Below are 23,141 nucleotides of genomic sequence, written 5' to 3'. Positions count from 1 at the left end.
CGCAAGAACGACGGGGGCCCACTGTTCAGCGCGTCACATCTGCCGCTAGCGTGGAGGCACCTTTGCACACGCGGGAGCTCGGAGCACCGGGCTGAGAGGGCGCTGACCTCCGTCTTTGCGATGTTTCACGTGGAACGAGCGATGTTTCACAGGGGAACACCGGACGACGGCGACTGCTGCGTCGACCGCCGAACCTGTTACCGGGTAATGCCGGCGTAGGGAGTAGGTCTCATGACCGACAAGGACGCGCGCACGCCTGCCTCCGTCCAGAACGATGCGGCCGAGAAAGACGCGGCCCCGGAGGCCGCGAGCCTCATCGGCTGGCACAAGGCGTATCTCCAGGGCTCGCGCCCGGACCTGAAGGTGCCGGTCCGTCAGGTGCACCTCACGAACGGGCGGTCGGTCACGCTGTACGACACCTCGGGCCCGTACACCGATCCGCTCGTCGGCACCGATGTCCGCCGGGGGCTGCCGCCGCTCAGGGAGAACTGGATCGTCGCCCGCGGCGACACCGAGGAGTACCCGGGGCGGCCGGTGCGCCCGGAGGACGACGGGATCCGGCACACCTCGCCGCGGGGCGGTCTGCGCAATCTCGACGCGGTCTTCCCGGGACGGCCCCGGCAGCCGCGCCGTGGCCGGGACGGCGCAGCGGTCACCCAGCTCGCTCATGCCCGCCGGGGCGAGATCACACCGGAGATGGAGTACGCGGCCCTCCGCGAGAGCATCTCCCCGGAGGTCGTCCGCGAGGAGATCGCGGCCGGACGGGCCGTGCTGCCGGCCAACGTCAACCATCCGGAGAGCGAGCCGATGATCATCGGCAAGCGGTTCCTGGTGAAGGTCAACGCGAACATCGGCAACTCGGCGGTGACGTCCTCCATCGAGGAGGAGGTCGAGAAGATGACCTGGGCGACCCGCTGGGGCGCCGACACGGTCATGGACCTGTCCACCGGCCGCAACATCCACACCACCCGCGAGTGGGTGCTGCGCAACTCCCCCGTCCCCATCGGCACGGTGCCGCTCTATCAGGCCCTGGAGAAGGTCGACGGCAGGGCCGAGGAACTGAGCTGGGAGATCTACCGGGACACCGTCGTCGAGCAGGCCGAGCAGGGCGTGGACTACATGACCGTCCACGCGGGCGTCCGCCTGGCGTACGTTCCTCTCACGGCGAACCGCAGGACCGGCATCGTCTCGCGCGGCGGCTCCATCATGGCGGCGTGGTGCCTGGCCCACCACAAGGAGTCCTTCCTGTACGAGAACTTCGAGGAACTCTGCGAGATCCTCGCCGCCTACGACGTCACCTACTCGCTGGGCGACGGCCTGCGGCCGGGTTCGATCGCCGACGCCAACGACGAGGCGCAGTTCGCGGAACTGCGCACCCTCGGGGAACTCAACGGGATCGCCAGGCGTTTGAATGTGCAGACCATGATCGAGGGCCCGGGACATGTCCCGATGCACAAGATCAAGGAGAACATCGACCTTCAGCAGGAGATCTGCGATGAAGCCCCGTTCTATACGCTCGGCCCGCTGACGACGGACGTCGCACCCGGGTACGACCACATCACCTCCGGCATCGGCGCCGCGATGATCGCCTGGTGGGGCACGGCGATGCTCTGTTACGTGACGCCGAAGGAACATCTGGGCCTGCCCGACCGCGACGACGTCAAGACCGGTGTCATCACCTACAAGATCGCCGCGCATGCGGCCGACCTCGCCAAAGGACACCCGGGCGCGCAGGCATGGGACGACGCGCTGTCGGACGCCCGTTTCGAGTTCCGCTGGGAGGACCAGTTCCAGCTCTCCCTCGACCCGGACACCGCACGGGAGTTCCATGACGCGACCCTGCCCGCCGAGCCCGCCAAGACGGCTCACTTCTGCTCCATGTGCGGGCCGAAGTTCTGCAGCATGAAGATCAGCCAGACCATCCGCCGTGAACACGGCGCCACACGTGAGGAGATCGAGGAGGGCATGGCTCAGAAGTCGAAGGAGTTCGCCGCCGGGGGCAACAGGGTCTATCTGCCCGTCGCGGACTGACCTCGCGGGCCCGTCCGGGCAAGGGACCTGCCCCGCGAGGGATTCCGTGGCCGCCGACCGGTTCGGCCTGCGCTCCGGCTGCCGGAGTCGCAAGCCGAGGGCTACTCGGGCTGGTGTTCCGGCCCCCCGAAGTCCGGGCTGGTGAAGTCCGGGCTGGTGAAGCTCGGGCGGTGACCCGGGGCGGGCCCGTCGTCCGGGCTGCTGAAGCCGGGGCGGTCGTAGCCGAGGCGCGGCATGCGGCTGGTCGGTGCCGGTGGCGTCGTGTGGTGGGGGGTGCCGGTGCCGGGCCGGGTGAGCGTCTCCCGCAGGAAGGGCAGGATGCCCCGTTCGAGCAGGGCGTCCCGCCAGGCGTCCCGGGCCTCGGCCACGTCTGCGGGCAGCTCGCCGTACGGTCCGTCGTTGTAGGTGGGGCGGTTGTGCAGGGCGGTCAGCAGCAGCCCCACGCCAGCGACGAGGATCGCGGCCGCGGTCAGGGCGCCGAAGACCCAGCCGGTGGTGAGCATCGTCCGGGCGAACGCCTGCTGCGGGTCGAGCATCTTGAGGATGTAGCCCACGAGCAGGAAGATCGCCGCGGCGGTTCCGGCGAGGACGGGAGTGAGGACAGCGGCGATGGCGACGGCGCCCGCGCCGGTCGTCTCCGCGACCCCCTCCATGGTGGTGGCGAGCCCCGTGGCGCCGTCCGGACCCAGGAAGTCGGTGCCGTCGGCGGCCGACGGGGTGGACGGCGCCGGGTGGCGCAGTTCCTCGCGGACCTTCACGTAGTGCTGGTACTCGGTCGCCGCGGCCGCCGCTATGAGCGCGGAGGCGTTGAGCGCCGCGGTGCGCAGCTGTTCTGTGTTCAGCCGCTGCCCTGCAGCGGCGAGTTCCGGGTGCTGAGGTGCGGAGCGCAGCGCCTCATCGAGGATCCGCTCGAATTCCACGCGGTCCTCGTTCAGCAGGTGCTGCGGAACGCTGTTCATGTGCATCCCCCGATGCTCCGTAGGGCTTGGGGCTCGCACGCTGACGAGCCGTCGGGCAGAAAACGGAGGGGAGCCTGCTACGGATAAGCCGATGGTAGAGCGGCGATGGTATGTGGTGACAGGGGGTTTGCCGAAATTGGCCCCCGGCCGCCGGGCCCGTCTCCCGCCCCCGGCCCGCGGAATGAACGCTCAGTTCTCCATGGGCAGTTGCTGGACCAGCAGTTTTCCGGCCATGGTGACCCCGCCGTCCATCGCGATGGCGAGGCCCTCGGCATAGACGTGCGGTGCCTCGACGACCGGGCCCGCGCCTTCCTCGCCGTCCTCGGAACCGACTTCGCCGAGCAGATAGGGGATCGGGCTGTGCCCGTGAACGATACGGGTGCCGCCGTACGTATCGAGCAGGGAGCGCACGGCGTCGGCGCCGCCCTCGTCGCGGAAGGAGAAACGCTTGGTGAACTTGCGGAAGAGGTCCCAGACCTCGTCCGCGTCATTACGGGTGAGGGCCTCGCGGATGGTGTCGTTGACGGCCTCGATCGAGTCGCCGTAGTCGAGGTAGGAGGTCGTGTCGGAGTGGACCAGCAGATAGCCGTCCTCCAGTTCCATGGCGTCCAGGCGTGCCATCCACTGGAGGTGGTGGTCCTGGAGGCGGTCCATGTCGGTCTTCTGGCCGCCGTTGAGCAGCCAGGCGGCCTGGAAGGTTGCGGTGCCCGCGCCGGAGTTGACGGGCGTGTCGCCGAACCGCTTGGCGCCGAGGAGCAGCAGCTCGTGGTTGCCCATGAGCGCCTTGCAGTAGCCGCCGGCAGCGGCGGCCTCGGCGGACAGCCGCATCACGAGGTCGATGACGCCGATGCCGTCGGGGCCGCGGTCGGTGAAGTCGCCGAGGAACCACACCCGGGCGTTTCCGGCGCACCACTGGCCCTCGGCGTCGAGGAGTTCCTTCTCCTGGAGCGCGGCGACCAGCTCGTCGAGATAGCCGTGCACATCGCCGACCACGAAGAGCGGACCCGGTCCGTCCGCGGGCCGCTGTGCGGCCACGGCCGCCGGGTCGACGGTCACCTGAACCGTGTCACCTCGATGGATGACGGGCAGGTCGCGCTGGGTGGGCGTGTACTCCTCCGGATAGTCCGCAGGCGTCTCGGGGAGCGGCCGGGCGGCCTCACCCGGGCCCGCTCCCTCGTCGTACGCTCGGGTCTCGTGGACATATGCCGGCACCCGGAAGTCGCGCACTGTCGCCGTGCGCTCCACCTCGGGTCCCTGACCGGCCCCCTGAGTCATCAGACCCCTCCACCATCGCGCCGCATCTGCACCTCCTCGGACTGCCTGGTCGCAGCGGCCCGCGGTGTCGTGGGCCCATCATAGGAATGCGGATCGCGCCATGTGATGACCCAGGGGCGGTGAATCGGGGCCGACTCCGTTTCACCGCCGCTTTCGCCCCGTTTGGGCAGGGCTTCGGCCCTCCGTGCGGGCCGGATCCTGCCGCCTCTCACCCCTGCTCGGGGGACCGAGGAGGGCTGACCGTCGTGCGTGGCGGGCGTCGCTGGGACGAGGTGCGCACGATCAGTTCGGTCGGTATCACCTGTTCGACGGGGTGGTCGGTGTCGACGCCCTCGATCGCGTCGATCAGCAGTTGCACCACGGCGGTGCCGATGCGGCGGGGCTTGAGGGAGAGGGTGGTGATGGGCGGCTCGGTGTTGGCGTACACGGTGGATTCGCTGCAGCACACGAGGAGCAGATCGTCCGGGACGCGCAGTCCGTAGCGGCGGGCGGCGGCGAGGAGGTCGGTGCCGTTGGGGTCGAACAGTCCGTAGACGGCGTCGGGGCGGTCGGGCCGGGCGAGCAGCCGGTCGGCGGCGACGGTGCCCGCGCAGGGGTCGTGCGCCGGGTACGCCTCGTACACCGGGTCCTGGCCGACCCGTTCGCACCAGCGCAGATAGGCCGTGGTCGACAGATGGGTGTAGGTGTCGGTCGTGGTCCCGGTCAGCAGGCCGATACGGCGGGCGCCGGAGTCGGCCAGATGGTCGAGGATGCCGAGCACGGCGGCCTCGTGGTCGTTGTCGACCCAGGCGGTGACCGGGAGCTCACCGGCCGGACGGCCGTCGGAGACGACGGGTAAGCCCTGCCGGACCAGCTCGCTGACCACGGGGTCCTGGTCGGAGGGGTCGATGACGACCGTGCCGTCCAGGGCGACGTTGGACCACACGTCGTGGCGCGAGGTCGCGGGCAGGATCACCAGGGCGTAGCCGCGGGCGAGCGCGGCCGAGGTGGCGGCACGCGCCATCTCGGCGAAGTACGCGAACTCGGTGAAGGTGAAAGGTTCATCCCCGTAGGTCGTCACGGTCAGGCCGATGAGGCCGGACTTGCCGGTACGGAGGGTGCGGGCCGCGGCCGACGGGCGGTAGCCCAGCCGGTCGGCGACTTCGCGGACGTGGCGTCGGGTGGCGTCCGGGAGCCTGCCCTTGCCGTTCAGGGCGTCGGAGACGGTCGTGATGGAGACTCCGGCGGCGGCGGCCACGTCCCTGATGCCCGCCCGGCCCGGCCGGCTGCCTCGGCGTGAGGTTTCCGCGCGGCTCACCTGGTGCTTCCCTGCTGCTGTCATGGCGAGCCGATAGTAGGGCTCACGCGGTGGGGTAGTGCGGACGCATATGCAGGTATTGACAGGCACGTTTCTGCATGGTCAAAGTCTATCAACTGCCTTGGAATATAAGCCAGTTGAACGATCCCATGGTGGTACGTAGCGCGTCGGGGCGCATGGGCCTGCCAAGTTCTTCATGTCTCGAAGAGGTCTCAACTCACCTGCACGAGCGATGCGCGCCACGGCGCAAGCCACCGGCGCATAGATATATGTACGACGCGCCCCCTATTCGTGTGACTTCATACACTGATGCCCCTGATGCGTGTGTGACAGTCGAGGTCCGGATTCCTGGCCGGACTGTCATACGTGAAGGTGTCCGAACGAGGCTGCCGCACCCGTTCGCAGGGGTGCCGAATCCTCATAGGCTGAGGAGAATTGGTAGTCGGCGGTACGGACGGGCCGTCGGCGGTCACAAGGAGGACTGCGGTGAGCCAGACGAACCCCAGGCTGCGTGCCGAGCTGGAGGGTATCCCCACCTACAAGCCGGGAAAGCCCGCCGCGGCGGACGGCCCCGTGGCCTACAAGCTGTCCTCCAACGAGAACCCCTACCCCCCGCTGCCCGGCGTCATGGAGACCGTGGCCGCGGCGGCCGCCTCCTTCAACCGCTACCCCGACATGGCGTGCACCGGGCTGATGGCCGAGCTCGCCGAGCGCTTCGCCGTGCCCCTCTCTCACCTCGCCACCGGCACCGGCTCGGTCGGCGTCGCCCAGCAGTTGGTCCAGGCCACCAGCGGCCCCGGCGACGAGGTCGTGTACGCCTGGCGGTCCTTCGAGGCGTACCCGATCATCACGCGGATCAGCGGCGCCACCCCGGTGCAGGTGCCGCTGACGCCGGGCGATGTGCACGACCTGGACGCGATGGCCGACGCGATCACCGACCGGACCCGGCTGGTCTTCGTCTGCAACCCCAACAACCCCACAGGCACTGCGGTACGACGGGCCGACCTGGAGCGGTTCCTGGACCGGGTGCCCCGTGATGTGCTCGTCGTACTGGACGAGGCGTACCGGGAGTTCATCCGCGACCCCGAGGTGCCCGACGGCGTCGAGCTGTACCGCGAGCGGCCGAACGTGTGCGTGCTGCGGACGTTCTCCAAGGCGTACGGACTCGCCGGGCTGCGGGTCGGATTCGCGATCGCGCACGAACCGGTGGCGGCGGCGCTGCGCAAGACGGCGGTGCCGTTCGGGGTGAGTCAGCTGGCGCAGGACGCGGCGATCGCCTCGCTGCGCGCCGAGGACGAACTGCTCGGCCGGGTCGGCCTGCTGGTGTGCGAGCGGACCCGGGTGGCCGAGGCGCTCGGCGCCCAGGGCTGGACGGTGCCGCAGAGCCAGGCCAACTTCGTGTGGCTGCGGCTGGGGGAGCGCACGGTCGCCTTCGCGCAGGCCTGTGAGCAGGCGGGCGCCGTGGTGCGGCCGTTCCCGGGCGAGGGCGTGCGGGTGACGATCGGCGAGACCGAGGCCAACGACATCTTCCTGAAGGTGGCGGAAGGGTTCCGCAAGGAGCTCTGACCGAGGCTCCGGCAGCCTCCGGCCGAGCCCCGGCAGCGTCCCCGGCCGAGCCTCCACCCAAGCGTCCAGCCGAGCCTCCAGCCGAGCCCGGCCGAGCGTCCAGCCGAGCCCGGCCGAGCCTCCAGCAGAGTCCCCGGCCGAGCCGGGTATGAGCCCGGTACGCGTCCCGCACGGTTTCCGGAATCCGGCTCGGACCGGGTTCCTGACCGGCGGCGGGTGTGTTCCGGACCGGTGCCGACGGGTGTTCCGTACCGGGTTCCGTGGCCGTCGCGGCCCACCGTGGGAGTGGCGAAGGTCACTCCACCCCCGCCCGAGGTGCCGACACGGTGTCGGTCCATGAAACTCCCAGCTTGCGCGCCCTGCCGCGTTCCCGGCCATGGGCCGTCCGGGCCGGCGCGGCGGGGTCCATGGGGGACGGCTCCATTGAGTCCGCCGGTTCGCAGCAGGGACCCCCGGCCCTCGAACATCTCGACTTCATGCTGCATAATCCTTGTGAATGTGAACGCGTTCACAAACGTGTCCCGGTTGCTCCCGCGATGTCCGATTGCCTCCGGGACAAACTGCCGATTGTGACCACGGCGACATAAGGAGACTGACGACGTGGAATTGGCTTTGGCGCCGGAGACCCTGGCGCGATGGCAGTTCGGAATCACCACCGTCTACCACTTCCTGTTCGTCCCGCTGACGATCTCGCTGGCCTCCCTCGTGGCCGGCCTTCAGACCGCATGGGTGCGGACGAACAAGGAGAAGTACCTCAGAGCCACCAAGTTCTGGGGCAAGCTCTTTCTGATCAACATCGCGATGGGTGTCGTCACCGGCATCGTGCAGGAGTTCCAGTTCGGTATGAACTGGTCCGACTACTCCCGCTTCGTCGGTGACATCTTCGGTGCCCCACTCGCCTTCGAGGCCCTGATCGCCTTCTTCTTCGAGTCGACGTTCATCGGGCTGTGGATCTTCGGCTGGGACAAGCTGCCGAAGAAGATCCACCTGGCCACCATCTGGATGACCGCGATCGGCACCGTGCTGTCGGCGTACTTCATCCTCGCGGCCAACTCCTGGATGCAGCACCCGGTCGGATACAAGATCAACAAGGCCAAGGGGCGGGCCGAGTTGACCGACTTCTGGCATGTGCTGACCCAGAACACCGCGCTGAGCCAGGTATTCCACACCTTGTCCGCCGCGTTCCTGACCGGTGGTGCCTTCATGATCGGCATCGCCGCCTACCACCTGGCCCGCAAGCGCCACATCCCTGAGATGAAGACCTCGCTGCGGCTGGGCCTGATCACCGTGGTCATCGCCGGTCTGCTCACCGCCGTCAGTGGCGACACCCTCGGCAAGGTCATGTTCAAGCAGCAGCCGATGAAGATGGCCGCCGCCGAGGCCCTCTGGGACGGCGACCACTCCGCACCCTTCTCGATCTTCGCCTACGGCGATGTGGACAAGGGACACAACACCGTGGCGATCGAGGTCCCCGGCGTCCTGTCGTTCCTGGCCAACAACGACTTCGGCTCGTACGTCCCCGGCATCAACGACATCAACAAGGCCGAGCAGCAGAAGTACGGCCCGGGTGACTACCGGCCCGTCGTCCCGGTCACCTACTGGGGCTTCCGCTGGATGATCGGCTTCGGCATGACGTCCTTCGTCCTGGGGATCGCCGGCCTGTGGCTGACCCGCAAGAAGTTCATGCTGCCCGCCCATCTCCAGGTGGGTGAGGACGAGGTGCCGAACCTGGTCCTCTTCAAGGAGAAGGTCCTCGGAGAGAAGGCCACCACCTGGTTCTGGCGCATCGCCCTGTGGACCCTGGCCTTCCCGCTGATCGCCAACTCCTGGGGCTGGATCTTCACCGAGATGGGCCGCCAGCCGTGGTCCGTCTTCGGTGTGCTGACCACCGCCGACTCGGTCTCCCCCGGGGTCTCCCAGGGCGAGGTCCTCACCTCGATGACCGTGCTCACCCTCCTCTACGCGGCCCTCGCCGTGGTCGAGGTCAAGCTGCTGGTCAAGTACGTCAAGGTCGGTCCGCCCGAGCTCACCGAGGCCGACCTCAACCCGCCCACGAAGATCGGCGGCGACTCCCGTGACGCCGACAAGCCGATGGCCTTCTCGTACTAGGCCGAGGGAGCTGCTAAGTCATGGCACTGCACGACGTCTGGTTCATCCTGATCGCCGTCCTGTGGATCGGGTACTTCTTCCTCGAGGGCTTCGACTTCGGGGTCGGCATCCTCACCAAACTGCTCGCCCGCGACCGGCCCGAGCGCCGGGTGCTCATCAACACCATCGGCCCCGTCTGGGACGGCAACGAGGTATGGCTGCTCACCGCGGGCGGCGCGACCTTCGCCGCGTTCCCCGAGTGGTACGCCACGCTGTTCTCCGGCTTCTATCTGCCGCTGCTGATCATCCTGGTCAGCCTGATCGTCCGGGGCGTCGCCTTCGAGTACCGGTCGAAGCGGGACGACGAGAGCTGGCAGAACAACTGGGAGCACGCGATCTTCTGGTCCTCCCTCGTCCCCGCGCTGCTGTGGGGTGTCGCCTTCGGCAACATCGTGCACGGCGTGAAGATCGACCAGCAGCACGAGTACGCGGGCACCTTCTTCGACCTGCTCAACCCGTACGCCCTGCTCGGCGGCCTCGTCACCCTGACGCTGTTCACCTTCCACGGTGCGGTGTTCACGGCGCTCAAGACCGTCGGTGACATCCGGGAGCGGGCCCGCAAGCTCGCCTTCCAGGTCGGGATCGCCACCGCCGCTCTCGCACTGGTCTTCCTGCTCTGGACGCAGTTCGACAACGGTGACGCCGCCAGCCTGGTCGCCATGGTCGTGGCCGTCCTCGCCCTGCTCGGGGCGCTGGGCGCCAACCAGATCGGACGCGAGGGATGGGCGTTCGCCCTGTCCGGCGTCACCATCGTGGCCGCGGTGGCGATGCTCTTCCTGACGCTCTTCCCGAACGTCATGCCGTCCACGCTCAACAGCGACTGGAGCCTCACGGTCTCCAACGCCTCGTCGAGCTCGTACACCCTGACGATCATGACGTGGTGCGCCGGGATCGCGACGCCGATCGTCCTGCTCTACCAGGGGTGGACATACTGGGTGTTCCGCAAGCGGATCGGTACGCAGCACCTGGCCGACGCCGCGCACTGAGTCCGGCGTAGGGGGGTTCGCGATGTTTCACGTGACACGTTGAACAACGCGAAACCCCCCTCTTCGGTTGAAGGGCATGTTTCACGTGAAACCAATCGATCCCCGTCTGCTGCGCTACGCCCGCGCCACCCGCCTCTTCCTCATGGCGATCGTGGCTCTGGGGGCCGTCGGCGCCGGACTGGTCATCGCCCAGGCGATGCTCATCGCCGAAGTGGTGGTCGGGGCGTTCCAGCACGGGCTGTCGGTCTCCGGTCTGCGGACCCCCCTGCTGCTGTTGGCGGCCGTCGCGGGCGGCCGTGCTCTGATCTCCTGGCTCACCGAACTCGCCGCGCACCGGGCGAGCGCCGCAGTGAAGTCGGAACTGCGTGAACGCCTGCTGGAGCGGGCCGCGGCCCTCGGCCCGGGATGGCTGAGCGGACAGCGGACCGGCTCCCTCGTCGCCCTCGCCACCCGGGGCGTCGACGCCCTGGACGACTACTTCTCCCGCTATCTGCCGCAACTGGGCCTCGCCGTCGTCGTACCGGTTGCGGTGCTCGCGCGGATCGTCACCGAGGACTGGGTGTCGGCCGCGATCATCGTCGCCACCCTGCCGCTGATCCCCCTCTTCATGGCGCTGATCGGCTGGGCCACGCAGTCCCGGATGGACCGTCAGTGGCGGCTGCTGACCGGGCTGTCCGGTCACTTCCTCGATGTCGTCGCGGGACTGCCCACCCTCAAAGTCTTCGGACGGGCCAAGGCACAGGCCGAGTCCATCCGGCGGATCACCGGCGAATACCGGCAGGCGACCATGCGGACGCTGCGGATCGCCTTCCTCTCCTCCTTCGCCCTGGAACTCCTGGCCACCCTCTCCGTCGCCCTGGTCGCCGTGACCATCGGTATGCGTCTCGTCCACGGCGACATGGACCTCTACATCGGCCTGGTGATCCTGGTCCTGGCGCCGGAGGCCTATCTGCCGCTGCGCCAGGTCGGCGCGCAGTACCACGCCGCCGCCGAGGGACTCGCCGCCGCGGAGGAGATCTTCGCCGTGCTGGAGACCCCGCTGCCCGAGTCCGGAAGCGCCGAGGTCCCGGCCGGGGGCATCGCCTTCGAGGGCGTGACCGTCCGCTACCCCGGCCGCTCCGGCGACGCCGTCTCGGACGCGTCCTTCGCCGTCGAACCCGGCGAGACGGTCGCCCTCGTGGGGCCCAGCGGGGTCGGCAAGTCGACGCTGCTGAACGTCCTGCTGGGCTTCGTACGTCCCGCCGAGGGCCGGGTGCGGATCGGCGGCGCCGATCTCGCCGGCCTTGACCTCGCACAGTGGCGTTCCCAGGTCGCGTGGGTGCCGCAGCGGCCGCATCTGTACGCCGGGACGATCGCCGAGAACGTACGGCTCGCCCGGCCCGACGCCGACGACGACGCCGTACGACGGGCCCTCGCGGACGCCGGTGCCCTGGAGTTCGTCGAGGCGCTGCCGGAGGGGGCGGCGACCCTGCTCGGTGAGGACGGCGCCGGTCTTTCCGCCGGTCAGCGCCAGCGCCTCGCCCTGGCCCGCGCCTTCCTCGCCGACCGCCCGGTGCTGCTGCTCGACGAGCCGACGGCCGCGCTGGACGGCCATACCGAGGCCGAGGTCGTATCCGCCGTCGGACGGCTGGCCCAGGGCCGCACCGTCCTGCTGGTCGTGCACCGGCCCGCGCTGCTCGGGGTGGCGGACCGGGTCGTACGGCTGGAGGAGGCCGAACCGGCGGACCGGCCGAGTGCCGCCGAGCAAGCCGCACCGGAGCCGACCGAGATCGCGGAGCCGGTTGCCGCCGCCCGCCCGGAAGACCTTGCCGCCGCCTCCCAGGCAGACCAGGCAGACCCGGCAGAGCTGGCAGACCAGGCAGACCCGGTAGACCCGGTCAGCCCCCCGGACACCGGGAACGAGGCGGTGGGACGCGCGCACGGCGGTGTCCTCGCCCGTGTCCGCGCCATGTCCGGCCCCCGCGGCAGCAGGCTCGCTCTCGCGCTGCTGCTCGGCACCCTCGCGCTCGGCAGCGCCGTCGGCCTGATGGCCACCTCCGGGTGGCTCATCTCCCGGGCCTCGCAGCAGCCGCCCGTGCTCTATCTGATGGTGGCCGTGACCGCCACGCGGACCTTCGGCATCGGGCGGGCCGTGTTCCGTTACGCCGAGCGGCTGGTGTCGCACGACGCCGTGCTGCGGATGCTGGCCGACACCCGCGTCGCCGTCTACCGCCGCCTGGAGCGGCTGGCGCCCGCCGGGCTGCGCACCACCCGGCGCGGCGATCTGCTGTCCCGGCTCGTCGCCGACGTGGACGCGCTCCAGGACTACTGGCTGCGCTGGCTGCTGCCCGCCGGGGTCGCCGTCGCCGTGTCCGCCGGATCGGTCGCCTTCACGGCCTGGCTGCTGCCCGAGGCCGGAGCCGCCCTCGCCGTCGGACTGCTCGCCGCCGGGGCCGGGGTGCCGCTGGTGAGCGGCGCCGTCGCCCGCCGCGCGGAACACCGCCTCGCACCCGCCCGAGGAACCCTCGCCACCCGGGTCACGGACCTGCTCACCGGCACCGCCGAACTCACCGTCGCGGGCGCGCTGCCCGCCCGTACCGCCGAGGCGAAGCGCGCCGACGCCGTGCTCACCCGGATCGCCTCCCGCGCCGCCACCGCCACCGCGCTCGGCGACGGACTCACCTCGCTGGTCTCCGGCCTGACCGTCACCGCGGCCGCCCTGTTCGGCGTCCAGGCGGTCGCCGACGGACGGCTGAGCGGGGTCGTGACCGCGGTGGTCGTCCTCACCCCGCTGGCCGCCTTCGAGGCCGTCCTCGGACTGCCGCTCGCGGTCCAGTACCGGCAGCGGGTGCACCGGAGCGCCGAGCGGGTGTACGAGGTGCTGGACGCCCCCGAGCCCGTACGCGAGCCGGAGCAGCCGCGGCAGGCCCCGGCGTCGCCGTTCCCGCTCATGGTCAAGGCCCTCTCCGCCCGCTACGCCGGTCAGGACCGGGAGGCGCTCGCGGGCGTGGACCTGACGCTGGAGGAGGGCCGCCGTATTGCCGTGGTCGGCCCCTCCGGCTCCGGCAAGACCACCCTCTCCCAGGTGCTGCTGCGGTTCCTGGACACCGAGGCGGGCGCGTACAGCCTCGGCGGCGTGGACGCGTACGCGCTGGACGGCGACGACGTACGGCGCCTCGTCGGCCTGTGCGCCCAGGACGCGCACCTCTTCGACAGCTCCGTGCGGGAGAACCTGCTGCTCGCGAAGAAGGACGCCACCGAGGCCGAGCTGCGCGACGCGCTCACCCGCGCCCGGCTGCTCGACTGGGCGGACGGACTGCCCGACGGGCTCGACACCTTCGTCGGCGAGCACGGGGCGCGGCTGTCCGGCGGTCAGCGCCAGCGCCTCGCTCTCGCCCGCGCGCTGCTCGCCGACTTCCCGGTCCTGGTCCTCGACGAGCCCGCCGAGCATCTCGACCTGCCGACGGCCGACGCGCTCACCGCCGATCTGCTGGCCGCCACCGAGGGCCGTACGACACTGCTCATCACCCACCGCCTGGCAGGGATCGAGGCCGTCGACGAGGTGATCGTCCTGGACGAGGGCCGCGTGGTGCAGCGCGGTGCCTACGCCGAACTGGCGGTCGTGGACGGCCCGCTGAGGGCGATGCTGGAGCGGGAGGCGGAGGCGGAACTGCTGGTGGCGGGGCGGTAGCGGGGGACCTTCGGGAGCGCCGTGCCGCCGTCCCGGCCGCCGTGCCGTCGTCCCGGCCGCCGCACCGCCGTCCCGGCCGTCGTGCCCGTCCCGGCGGTCGTGCCCGTCCCGGCGGTCGGGCTCCCGCCCTACGGCAGCTCGGCCAGCAGCTTCTCGATCACGAGGGCGACCCCGTCCTCGTTGTTGGCCACGGTGCGCCCCGAGGCGGCCTCGATCACCGCGGGGTGGGCGTTGCCCATGGCGTACGAACGGCCCGCCCAGGTGAGCATCTCGACGTCGTTGGGCATGTCGCCGAAGGCCACGACCTCCTCGGCCGCGATGCCCCGCTCCGCGCAGCACAGGGCGAGGGTGCTGGCCTTGGAGACGCCGGGGCCGCTGATCTCCAGCAGGGCACTGGGGCTGGAGCGGGTGACGACGGCGCGGTCGCCGAGCGCGAGCCGGGCGAGACCCAGGAAGACGTCCGGGTCGAGGGTGGCGTGGTAGGCGAGGATCTTGAGCAGCGGCTCGGTGGTGGCGGCGCCACCGGGAGCGAGCAGTTCCTCGGCGGGCGCGAGGCTGTCCGGGACCTCCATGTGCAGATGCGGATAGTCGGGCTCCTGGTGGAAGCCGTACGTCTGCTCCAGCGCGTACACCGTGCCGGGCGCCGCCGCGCGCAGCAGCCGTACGGCGTCGAGGGCGTTGTCCCGGGCCAGGTCACGCAGCTTGACGAACCGGTGGGCGCCGGGACCTCCGTGCAGGTCGACGACGGCCGCGCCGTTGCCGCAGATCGCGAGGCCGTGGCCATGGACATGGTCGCTGACCACGTCCATCCAGCGGGCCGGGCGGCCGGTGACGAAGAAGACCTCGATGCCCGCCTCCTCGGCGGCGGCGAGGGCGGCGACCGTGCGCGGGGAGACCGAATGGTCGTCGCGCAGCAGGGTCCCGTCGAGATCGGTGGCGATCAGCCGCGGTGGAACGGCGGGGGGACGGCTCTCGGGCGTTCGGGTGGCTGAGGTCACCGGTTCATTCTCGCGCATATGCCCGCACGGCCGTGCGGTGGGCCGCTCGGATGCAGCGGGGCATGCTGCCGCGGGCTTGGCAGGTCGGGCTAAGTCTGCTGCGGTTCGGCAGCGGCCTGAAGGGGCGCGGGGAACTGCGCGACCAGCCACGATGCTGCCGCAGACAGCAGACAGCAGACAGCAGACGGCAGACGGCAGACGGCAGACGGCAGACGGCCCATCGCGGCACTCCCAGCGGAGCGCTTACGCGGTCGTGGGTACCTCCAGCGACTCCACGACCCGTACCAGCGGTGCCAGGACCGGGTTCTTCGCCGCCTCGTCGAGAGCCTCGCGCAACGCGGCGTCGTTCGTGGGCCTGGCCTCCTCCAGGAGCTTCAGGCCGGCCGCCGTGACGTCGGTGTAGATGCCGCGCCGGTCGGTGGGGCACAGATAGCGCGCCAGCAGACCGCGGTCCTCGAGGCGGGTGACGAGGCGGGTGGTCGCGCTCTGGCTGAGGACGACGGCGTCGGCGACCTGCTTCATCTGGAGGTGGCCTCCCTCGTCGTCGTGCTGCCTGCTGAGGACGTCGAGCAGCGAGTACTCGCGCACGCTCAGCTCGTGCCCGGCCTGCAGGGCGCGCTCGACGTGGGTCTCGATCCTCCCGTGCAGCAGCGAGAGGGCGCACCAGCCCTGGGCGAGGGCGGTGAGCGCGGGGTCCGTCGCGGTCATGTGGCGTTTCCTCCGTCCCGGAGCGGCCGGCGGTCCGGCCGCGCGGTGGCTCAGCCGCTCGGTGGGTCGGCGACTCGGTTGCCGGGCGGCTCGGCGGCTCTGCGGTTCTGACGCTCGGTGGCTCGGCGGCTCGGTGGCTCGATCCAGGATAGGCCAGCGGTGAGATAGCCCGCCATTGCCTATAGGGCGCGTGTGCAATTATTGTGTACGCGCATTAAACGTGCGTGCAATCGGGCCCGCCACAGGCGCCTGCCATCGACTGGGAAGGTGTATCCCCCATGCCCCTCGCGCTCCTCGCCCTCGCGGTCGGGGCCTTCGGAATCGGAACGACCGAGTTCGTGATCACGGGTCTGCTGCCCGCGGTCGCCGGCGACTTCGGGGTCTCCATCCCCACCGCGGGCCTGCTCGTGACCGGCTACGCGCTCGGCGTGGTGGCCGGCGCCCCGCTGATGACCGTCCTTGGCACGAAGACGTCCCGCAAACGGATGCTGATGCTGCTGATGGGGCTGTTCACCGTCGGCAATCTGCTCTCCGCGATCGCCCCCTCCTTCTCGGTCATGCTGGCCGGCCGGGTTGTCGCCTCGCTCGCCCACGGCGCGTTCTTCGGCATCGGTTCGGTCGTCGCCGCCGACCTCGTCGCCCCCGACAGAAAGGCCGGGGCCATCGCGACGATGTTCACCGGACTGACCGTCGCCAACGTCGTCGGCGTGCCGCTCGGCACCCTGGTCGGACAGCACGTCGGCTGGCGTGTCACCTTCGGCATCGTCGCCGGGCTGGGAGTCGTCGGAGTGCTCGGTGTCGCCGCGCTGGTGCCAGAGCTGCCCCGGCCCGCGGGCGTACGCCTGCGCCATGAACTCGCCGCGTTCCGGAACGCCCAGGTGCTGCTCGCCATGGCGATGACGGTCCTCGGCTTCGGCGGCGTCTTCGCGGCCATCACCTACATAGCGCCGATGATGACCCGTGTCGCGGGCTTCGCCGAGGGCTCGGTGACCTGGCTGCTGGTGCTGTTCGGGCTCGGCATGGTCGCCGGCAACCTCGTCGGGGGCCGGTTCGCCGACCGCGCGCTGATGCCCATGCTCTACGTCTCCCTCGGCGGCCTCGCCCTCGTCCTCGCGCTCTTCACCCTCACCGCGCACAACAAGGCCGCGGCCGCCGTGACCGTCATGCTGATCGGAGCCCTGGGCTTCGCCACCGTCCCGCCGCTCCAGAAACGCGTCCTCGACCAGGCGCACGGAGCTCCCACACTGGCCTCGGCCGTGAACATCGGCGCCTTCAACCTGGGCAACGCCCTGTCGGCCTGGCTCGGCGGCCTGGTCATCACCGCGGGCTACGGCTATACCGCCCCCAACTTGATCGGTGCCGCTCTGACCACGTCCGCCCTCGCCCTCGCCGTCCTGTCGGCGGCCCTGGAACGCCGGGACAGCCGGCCCGGCAGGGTCGTCGCGACGAACGGTCGTACCGCAGGCCCGCAGCAGGCGAACGGCGTGGCGGCCTCCAGGAACCGCGTGCCGAACGGCTGACATGCGAGCTTCGGTGGTCGAGGGGACGTCGGGGAAAGTCGGGGACGTCGGGGACGTCCCGAGGGCCGAGGGAGCAAGTGGTGGTCGCCGCGTGCCGTGGTTGCTGTGGCGGGAGGGAGCGGCCGTAGGCTCGGGTGCATGAGTCTGCGTCTGAGCACCGTGATCCTGCCGTACCGCCGCTGGCACGAAGGGAGCCGGGACGACTGGCAGCGGGCTGAGGAGCTCGGGTTCCACGCCGGGTACAGCTACGACCATCTGTCCTGGCGCTCCTTCCGCGACGGCCCCTGGTTCGGTGCCGTGCCGACGCTGACCGCCGCCGCCGGGGTCACCGCTCGGATGCGGCTGGGCACCCTGGTCACCTCGCCCAACTTCCGGCACCCGGTGACCCTCGCCAAGGAGCTGATCTCGCTGGACGACGTCTCCGGCGGCCGTCTCACCCTCGGCGTCGGTGCCGGGGGCACCGGGTTCGACGCCACCGCGCTCGGCCAGGAGCCGTGGACGTCGCGCGAACGGGCCGACCGGTTCGCCGAGTTCGTGGCGCTGCTCGACCGGCTGCTCACCGAGGACGGCACGGCTGGGGTGTCGTACGAGGGCGACTACTACTCGGCGCACGAGGCGCGCAACATCCCCGGCTGTGTCCAGCGGCCCCGGCTGCCCTTCGCGGTGGCCGGCACCGGGCCGCGTGGGATGCGGCTCGCGGCGCGGTTCGGGCAGGCGTGGGTCACCACCGGGGACCCCAAGCTGTTCGAGACGGGCACCCCGGAACAGTCGCTGCGCGCGATGCGCGACCAGATCGGGCGGCTGGCCGACGCCTGCGCCGACCACGGCCGAGACGTCGACGAACTCGACAAGATCCTGCTCACCGGCTTCACCCCCGACCGGGGGCGCCCGCTGGAGTCCCTCGACGCCTTCGTCGACTTCGCCGGGCGGCACCAGGAACTCGGCTTCACCGAGATCGCCGTCCACTGGCCCATTCCCGACTCGGACTTCGCCGCCGATGAGAAGGTCTTCGAGCAGATCGCCACGGAGGCGCCCGCGCAACTCGCGTGACATCCCGGTCGTCCGTCAGCGCGGGGCGGGGAAGCGCAGATAGTGCGCCGGCACCGTCTTCGTCAGCCATACTCCGTTCGCGCTGACTTGGAAGACATGGCCGTCGCGGTGCATCGCCGCCGCGTCGACCGCCAGCACCACCGGCCGGCCCCGGCGGGCGCCCACCCGGGTCGCCGTCTCGCGGTCCGGCGACAGATGCACGTCATGCCGGTTCATGGGGCGCAGCCCCTCGGCCCGGATCCCGTCCAGATGGCGGGCCACCGTCCCGTGGTAGAGGTTCGCGGGCGGGGTCGCCGGGGGCAGGCCCAGGTCGACCTCGACGCTGTGGCCCTGGCTGGCCCGTATCCGGTCGCCCTCGACGGCGAAGCGCCGCTTGTCGTTGACGGCGACCACATGGTCCAGCTCCTCCCGCGTGACACGGAAGCCGTGTGCCGCCGTCGCCGCGAGCAGCACGTCGATCTCCACCCAGCCGCCCTCGTCGAGGACGAGACCGATCCGCTCCGGCTGGTGTCTCAGATGTTTCGACAGGTACTTCGACACCTTCACCGTGCGACGTTCGTCCATGTCCTTCCCGTGGCCGTCCTTCCCGTGGCCGTCCTTCCCGTGGCCGTCCTTCCCGTGGCCGTCCTTCCCGTGGCCGTCCTTCCCGTGGCCGTCCTTCCCGTCGCCGTCCTTCCCGTCGCCGTCCCCCTCAGGGCTGCCTTTCCCGTCGTTCTTCGGGCTCTTCTCGTTCATGGCCTTCAGGGTGCCGGATGAGACGTGGATCACGCATGTGAATTTCGCTTGGAGGTTTGTTCCACAAGTTCACTGTGTTTTCCACAGGCGAAACGACGAAACTGTGGACAACCTACTTACGATTCAAGAGGATTCGTCAAGGTGCGCCGAGAGGGGGCGGATTCGGGTAGCTCTCAGGCAGGGGATCCCCTACGGGCTCGTACGACTGGAGACTGACGCCAAAACTGCTCTGCAGTCTGACGACCGCGGTGGCCCGTATCACTACCGTCTACGGCGTGACTGTGATCGCGACCGAAAGCCTGAGCAAGCGGTTCCCACGGGTGACCGCTCTCGACCGGCTGACCGTGGACGTCGGACCCGGGGTGACGGGTCTCGTCGGAGCCAACGGAGCCGGCAAGTCCACCCTGATCAAGATCCTGCTGGGTCTGTCCCCCGCCAGCGAGGGCCGCGCCGAGGTACTCGGCCTGGACGTCGCGACCAAGGGTGCCGCCATCCGTGAACGCGTCGGCTACATGCCGGAGCACGACTGCCTGCCGCCCGATGTCTCGGCCACCGAGTTCGTCGTGCACATGGCTCGCATGTCCGGCCTCCCGCCGACCGCCGCCCGCGAGCGAACCGCCGACACCCTGCGCCACGTCGGCCTGTACGAGGAGCGCTACCGCCCCATCGGCGGCTACTCCACCGGTATGAAGCAGCGCGTCAAACTCGCCCAGGCCCTCGTCCACGACCCCCAGCTGGTCTTCCTGGACGAGCCGACCAACGGCCTCGACCCCGTCGGCCGCGACGAGATGCTCGGCCTCATCCGCCGTATCCACACCGACTTCGGCATCTCCGTCCTGGTCACCTCGCACCTGCTCGGCGAACTGGAACGCACCTGCGACCACGTCGTCGTCATCGACGGCGGCAAGCTGCTGCGCGCCAGTGCCACCCGGGACTTCACCCAGACCACCACCACCCTCGCGATCGAGGTCACGGACACCGACGACCACCCCGACGGCACCCGCAGCCTGCGCGAGGCACTCCACGCGCGCGGGGTGGACACCCACGACAGCGCCGGCCTCCCCGGCGCCGGGCACATCCTGCTGCTCACCGCCACCGGCGAGGAGACGTACGACCTCGTGCGCGATGTCGTCGCCGACCTCGGACTCGGCCTGGTGCGCATGGAACAGCGCCGCCACCACATCTCCGAGGTCTTCAAGAACGACGAGACAACCGATCAGGGTGCCCGGAAGGAGGCCGTCGGCCATGGCAACTGAGAACCCCGCCGCCACCGGGACGCGGGACCAGACCCGCATCCACGACATCGGCTACCGCAGCTACGACGGCCCCCGCCTCGGCCGCGCCTACGCGCGCCTCTCCCTCTACTCGCAGTCCCTGCGCGGCGCCTACGGCCTCGGCCGCTCCGTGAAGTCCAAGGTGCTGCCGATGCTGCTGTTCGCCGTGATGTGCGTGCCCGCGGCCATCATGGTGGCCGTCGCGGTCGCCACCAAGCTTAAGGAACTGCCCGTCGAGTACACCAAGTACGCGATCATCATGCAGGCCGTCATCAGCCTGTACGTCGCCTCGCAGGCACCCCAGTCCGTCTCCCGCGACCTGCGCTTCAAGACCGTACCGCTGTACTTCTCGCGGCCCATCGAGACCGCCGACTACGTCCGCGCCAAGTTCGCGGCGCTCGCCTCGGCGCTCTTCATCCTCACCGCGACCCCGCTGCTCGTGCTCTACGTGGGCGCGCTGCTCGCCAAGCTCGACTTCACCGACCAGACCAAGGGATTCGCTCAGGGGCTCGTCTCCGTGGCACTCCTCTCGCTGCTCTTCGCCGGGATCGGCCTCGTCATCGCCGCCGTCACCCCGCGCCGCGGCTTCGGCATCGCCGCGATCATCGCCGTCATGACCATCTCCTACGGCGCGGTCTCGACTCTCCAGGCCATCGCCGACGTCCAGGGCAGCCAGAGCGCCGTCCCCTGGATCGGCCTCTTCTCGCCGGTCACGCTCATCGACGGGGTGCAGAGCGCCTTCCTCGGTGCGACGTCCTCCTTCCCCGGCGGGAACTCGGCGGGACCCTCCGACCTGCAGGGAATCGTCTACGTCATCGCCGTCCTGGGCCTCGTCGCCGCGGCCTACGGCCTCCTGCTGCGCCGCTACCGGAAGGTGGGACAGTGACCACGCTCTCCATCGACCACGTCTCCCGCTGGTTCGGCAACGTGGTCGCCGTCAACGACGTCACCATGACCGTCGGCCCCGGCGTCACCGGGCTGCTCGGCCCCAACGGCGCCGGGAAGTCCACCCTGCTCAACATGATGGGCGGCTTCCTCGCCCCCTCCTCCGGCACCGTCACCCTCGACGGACAGGAGGTGTGGCGCAACGAGCAGATCTATAAGCACATCGGCATCGTCCCCGAACGCGAGGCGATGTACGACTTCCTCACCGGCCGCGAGTTCGTCCTCGCCAACGCCGAACTGCACGGCCTCGGCGCCAAGGCCGCCCAGCGCGCCCTGGCCACCGTCGAGATGGAGTACGCGCAGGACCGGAAGATCTCCACCTACTCCAAGGGCATGCGCCAGCGGGTGAAGATGGCCTCCGCGCTCGTCCACGAACCGTCCCTGCTGCTGCTCGACGAGCCGTTCAACGGCATGGACCCGCGCCAGCGCATGCAGCTCATGGACCTGCTGCGGCGGATGGGCGACGAGGGCCGCACCGTGCTGTTCTCCTCGCACATCCTCGAAGAGGTCGAGCAGCTCGCCTGGCACATCGAGGTGATCGTCGCCGGACGGCACGCCGCCAGCGGCGACTTCCGCAAGATCCGCCGTCTGATGACGGACCGGCCGCACCGCTATCTGGTCCGCTCCAGCGACGACCGCGCCCTCGCCGCCGCCCTGATCGCCGACCCGTCCACCTCCGGTATCGAGGTCGACCTCGCCGAGGACGCGCTGCGCATCCAGGCCGTCGACTTCGGCCGCTTCACGGCCCTGCTGCCGCGGGTGGCCAAGGAGCAGGGCATCCGGCTGCTCACGGTCTCGCCGTCCGACGAGTCCCTCGAGTCCGTCTTCTCGTATCTGGTCGCGGCGTAGGAGGCCGAAGATGTACGACCCCACAGTCGCCCGCCTCACCTACCGGGCGCTGCTCGGCCGACGCCGGGCGCTCATCCTGGGCGCCCTGCCCCTGCTGCTGATCGTGATCTCCATCGCGGTACGCGGTCTGGCCGGCGCCGACGACCAGACCGCCGCCGATCTGCTGGGCGGCCTCGCCCTCGCCACCATGGTGCCGATCATCGGCGTCATCGCCGGGACCGGCGCCATCGGGCCCGAGATCGACGACGGCTCGGTGGTCTACCTGCTGTCCAAGCCGCTGAAGCGGCCGGCGATCATCTTCACCAAGCTGATCGTCGCGATCGCCGTGACCATGGTCTTCTCCGCGGTGCCGACGTTCATCGCGGGCATGATCCTCAACGGCAACGGCCAGCAGGTCGCGGTCTCCTACACGGTGGCCGCACTGGTCGCCTCCATCGCCTACTCGGCGCTGTTCCTGCTGCTCGGCACGGTGTCCCGGCACGCGGTGGTCTTCGGGCTCGTCTACGCGCTGGTCTGGGAGGCCCTGTTCGGCTCCCTGGTCTCCGGCGCTCGCACCCTCAGCGTGCAGCAGTGGGCGCTGGCCGTGGCCCACAAGGTGTCCGGCGATTCGGCCCTGGTCACCTCGGACGTCAAGCTGCCGACGGCGACCGTGCTGCTGGTGCTGGTGACCATCGCGGCCACCTGGTACGCGGGGCAGCGGCTGCGGTCGCTGACGCTGACGGGCGAGGAGTAGGAAACGGGGCCCGGCCGGACGGGTGCTGCCTTCACGAAGGCTTCACGTTCGGCCGGGCACACTGTGCTCCAGGGGATGCACTGCTGGGAAGCGGGAGGCACGGGCATGGCCGCCGACGACGCGCCGAGGGACGACGACTCCGACTGGGACGAGACAGTCCTGGACGAAGACTTCATACGCTCGGCCTCGACCACCGAGCCGTCCGCCCGCGCCCGTATGCTCGCCGCCCGCTGGCGCAACGAGGCCCCCGAACCCCAGCCCTGGCGTTCCGACGAGGAACCCGCGGGCTGGTTCTTCAGCAAGGCCAGACGCCGCCGGTGGCGGTGGCGGTGACAGCCACCGGATGACGCCGGTGGTGGTGACGGTGGCGGCCACCGGAGGACGCCGGTGGTGGTGA

General features: G+C 70.2%; 18 protein-coding genes. 12 read left to right on the top strand and 6 right to left on the bottom strand.

The window, feature by feature from the left end:
- The first annotated feature begins 231 nt into the window (after positions 1 to 231).
- Positions 232 to 2,031, top strand: a complete 1,800-nt coding sequence (thiC, locus tag ACSYGN_RS19585) for a phosphomethylpyrimidine synthase ThiC (protein ID WP_460397385.1) — start codon at positions 232 to 234, stop codon at positions 2,029 to 2,031.
- A 101-nt stretch (positions 2,032 to 2,132) separates the two neighbouring features.
- On the opposite strand, the gene ACSYGN_RS19580 is transcribed toward thiC, so the two are convergent.
- From ACSYGN_RS19580 to ACSYGN_RS19570, 3 genes are all read right to left on the bottom strand, one after another.
- A complete protein-coding gene (locus tag ACSYGN_RS19580; protein ID WP_460397383.1) occupies positions 2,133 to 2,996 on the bottom strand; it encodes a hypothetical protein in 864 nt (287 codons plus the stop codon).
- A 183-nt stretch (positions 2,997 to 3,179) separates the two neighbouring features.
- Positions 3,180 to 4,265, bottom strand: a complete 1,086-nt coding sequence (locus tag ACSYGN_RS19575; RefSeq protein WP_460397381.1) for a metallophosphoesterase — start codon at positions 4,263 to 4,265, stop codon at positions 3,180 to 3,182.
- 208 nt (positions 4,266 to 4,473) lie between these two features.
- Positions 4,474 to 5,586: a LacI family DNA-binding transcriptional regulator gene (locus tag ACSYGN_RS19570; protein WP_460397379.1), complete on the bottom strand. Its 1,113-nt coding sequence runs from the start codon at positions 5,584 to 5,586 to the stop codon at positions 4,474 to 4,476.
- Positions 5,587 to 6,048: 462 nt separating this feature from the next.
- On the opposite strand from ACSYGN_RS19570, the gene hisC reads away from it, so the two are divergent.
- The 4 genes from hisC (at position 6,049) to cydD (ending at position 13,932) form a co-directional block, all read left to right on the top strand.
- Positions 6,049 to 7,128 carry a histidinol-phosphate transaminase gene (gene hisC, locus ACSYGN_RS19565; protein ID WP_460397377.1) on the top strand — a complete coding sequence of 360 codons (1,080 nt, stop codon included), beginning with the start codon at positions 6,049 to 6,051 and terminating at the stop codon, positions 7,126 to 7,128.
- Positions 7,129 to 7,728: 600 nt separating this feature from the next.
- Positions 7,729 to 9,237 carry a cytochrome ubiquinol oxidase subunit I gene (locus ACSYGN_RS19560; RefSeq protein ID WP_460397375.1) on the top strand — a complete coding sequence of 503 codons (1,509 nt, stop codon included), beginning with the start codon at positions 7,729 to 7,731 and terminating at the stop codon, positions 9,235 to 9,237.
- A 20-nt stretch (positions 9,238 to 9,257) separates the two neighbouring features.
- Entirely contained in the window at positions 9,258 to 10,262 is a 1,005-nt protein-coding gene (gene cydB, locus ACSYGN_RS19555) for a cytochrome d ubiquinol oxidase subunit II (RefSeq protein ID WP_460397373.1), read from the top strand.
- Positions 10,263 to 10,338: 76 nt separating this feature from the next.
- Complete coding sequence (gene cydD, locus ACSYGN_RS19550) at positions 10,339 to 13,932, top strand: thiol reductant ABC exporter subunit CydD (RefSeq protein WP_460397371.1); 3,594 nt, start codon at positions 10,339 to 10,341, stop codon at positions 13,930 to 13,932.
- A 128-nt stretch (positions 13,933 to 14,060) separates the two neighbouring features.
- On the opposite strand, the gene ACSYGN_RS19545 is transcribed toward cydD, so the two are convergent.
- Together ACSYGN_RS19545 and ACSYGN_RS19540 are read right to left on the bottom strand one after the other, a co-directional pair.
- Positions 14,061 to 14,948 (bottom strand): HAD-IIB family hydrolase, encoded by an 888-nt coding sequence (locus ACSYGN_RS19545; RefSeq protein ID WP_460397369.1) that lies wholly within the window; start codon positions 14,946 to 14,948, stop codon positions 14,061 to 14,063.
- A gap of 225 nt (positions 14,949 to 15,173) precedes the next feature.
- Positions 15,174 to 15,638, bottom strand: a complete 465-nt coding sequence (locus ACSYGN_RS19540; protein WP_460397367.1) for a MarR family winged helix-turn-helix transcriptional regulator — start codon at positions 15,636 to 15,638, stop codon at positions 15,174 to 15,176.
- Positions 15,639 to 15,916: 278 nt separating this feature from the next.
- Between ACSYGN_RS19540 and ACSYGN_RS19535 the strand changes: the two genes are divergently transcribed.
- Both ACSYGN_RS19535 and ACSYGN_RS19530 read left to right on the top strand, forming a co-directional pair.
- Positions 15,917 to 17,158, top strand: coding sequence for an MFS transporter (locus tag ACSYGN_RS19535; protein ID WP_460397365.1), 1,242 nt, complete (start codon positions 15,917 to 15,919; stop codon positions 17,156 to 17,158).
- Positions 17,159 to 17,296: 138 nt separating this feature from the next.
- Complete coding sequence (locus tag ACSYGN_RS19530) at positions 17,297 to 18,208, top strand: LLM class flavin-dependent oxidoreductase (RefSeq protein ID WP_460397363.1); 912 nt, start codon at positions 17,297 to 17,299, stop codon at positions 18,206 to 18,208.
- A 15-nt stretch (positions 18,209 to 18,223) separates the two neighbouring features.
- Here the strand turns inward: ACSYGN_RS19530 and ACSYGN_RS19525 are convergent, their stop codons facing one another.
- Positions 18,224 to 18,772 carry an RNA 2'-phosphotransferase gene (locus ACSYGN_RS19525; RefSeq protein WP_460403576.1) on the bottom strand — a complete coding sequence of 183 codons (549 nt, stop codon included), beginning with the start codon at positions 18,770 to 18,772 and terminating at the stop codon, positions 18,224 to 18,226.
- Between the two features lie 452 nt (positions 18,773 to 19,224).
- Here ACSYGN_RS19525 and ACSYGN_RS19520 point away from each other — a divergent pair, with 452 nt between their 5' ends.
- The 5 genes from ACSYGN_RS19520 (at position 19,225) to ACSYGN_RS19500 (ending at position 23,077) form a co-directional block, all read left to right on the top strand.
- Positions 19,225 to 20,199: an ABC transporter ATP-binding protein gene (locus ACSYGN_RS19520; RefSeq protein WP_460403574.1), complete on the top strand. Its 975-nt coding sequence runs from the start codon at positions 19,225 to 19,227 to the stop codon at positions 20,197 to 20,199.
- Positions 20,189 to 21,103: an ABC transporter permease gene (locus tag ACSYGN_RS19515; RefSeq protein WP_460397361.1), complete on the top strand. Its 915-nt coding sequence runs from the start codon at positions 20,189 to 20,191 to the stop codon at positions 21,101 to 21,103. Before ACSYGN_RS19520 ends, ACSYGN_RS19515 begins: the two co-directional genes overlap by 11 nt.
- Positions 21,100 to 22,011, top strand: a complete 912-nt coding sequence (locus ACSYGN_RS19510; RefSeq protein ID WP_460397359.1) for an ABC transporter ATP-binding protein — start codon at positions 21,100 to 21,102, stop codon at positions 22,009 to 22,011. The genes ACSYGN_RS19515 and ACSYGN_RS19510 overlap by 4 nt, the downstream gene beginning before the upstream one ends.
- A 10-nt stretch (positions 22,012 to 22,021) precedes the next feature.
- On the top strand, positions 22,022 to 22,744 hold the full coding sequence (locus tag ACSYGN_RS19505) for an ABC transporter permease subunit (RefSeq protein ID WP_460397357.1): 723 nt from the start codon (positions 22,022 to 22,024) through the stop codon (positions 22,742 to 22,744).
- 105 nt (positions 22,745 to 22,849) lie between these two features.
- Positions 22,850 to 23,077 carry an SGM_3592 family protein gene (locus ACSYGN_RS19500; RefSeq protein WP_460397355.1) on the top strand — a complete coding sequence of 76 codons (228 nt, stop codon included), beginning with the start codon at positions 22,850 to 22,852 and terminating at the stop codon, positions 23,075 to 23,077.
- Positions 23,078 to 23,141 lie beyond the last annotated feature (64 nt).

The organism is Streptomyces sp. YIM S03343 (genome assembly GCF_054729195.1).
This window is presented reverse-complemented; position numbering and strand designations above follow the sequence as displayed.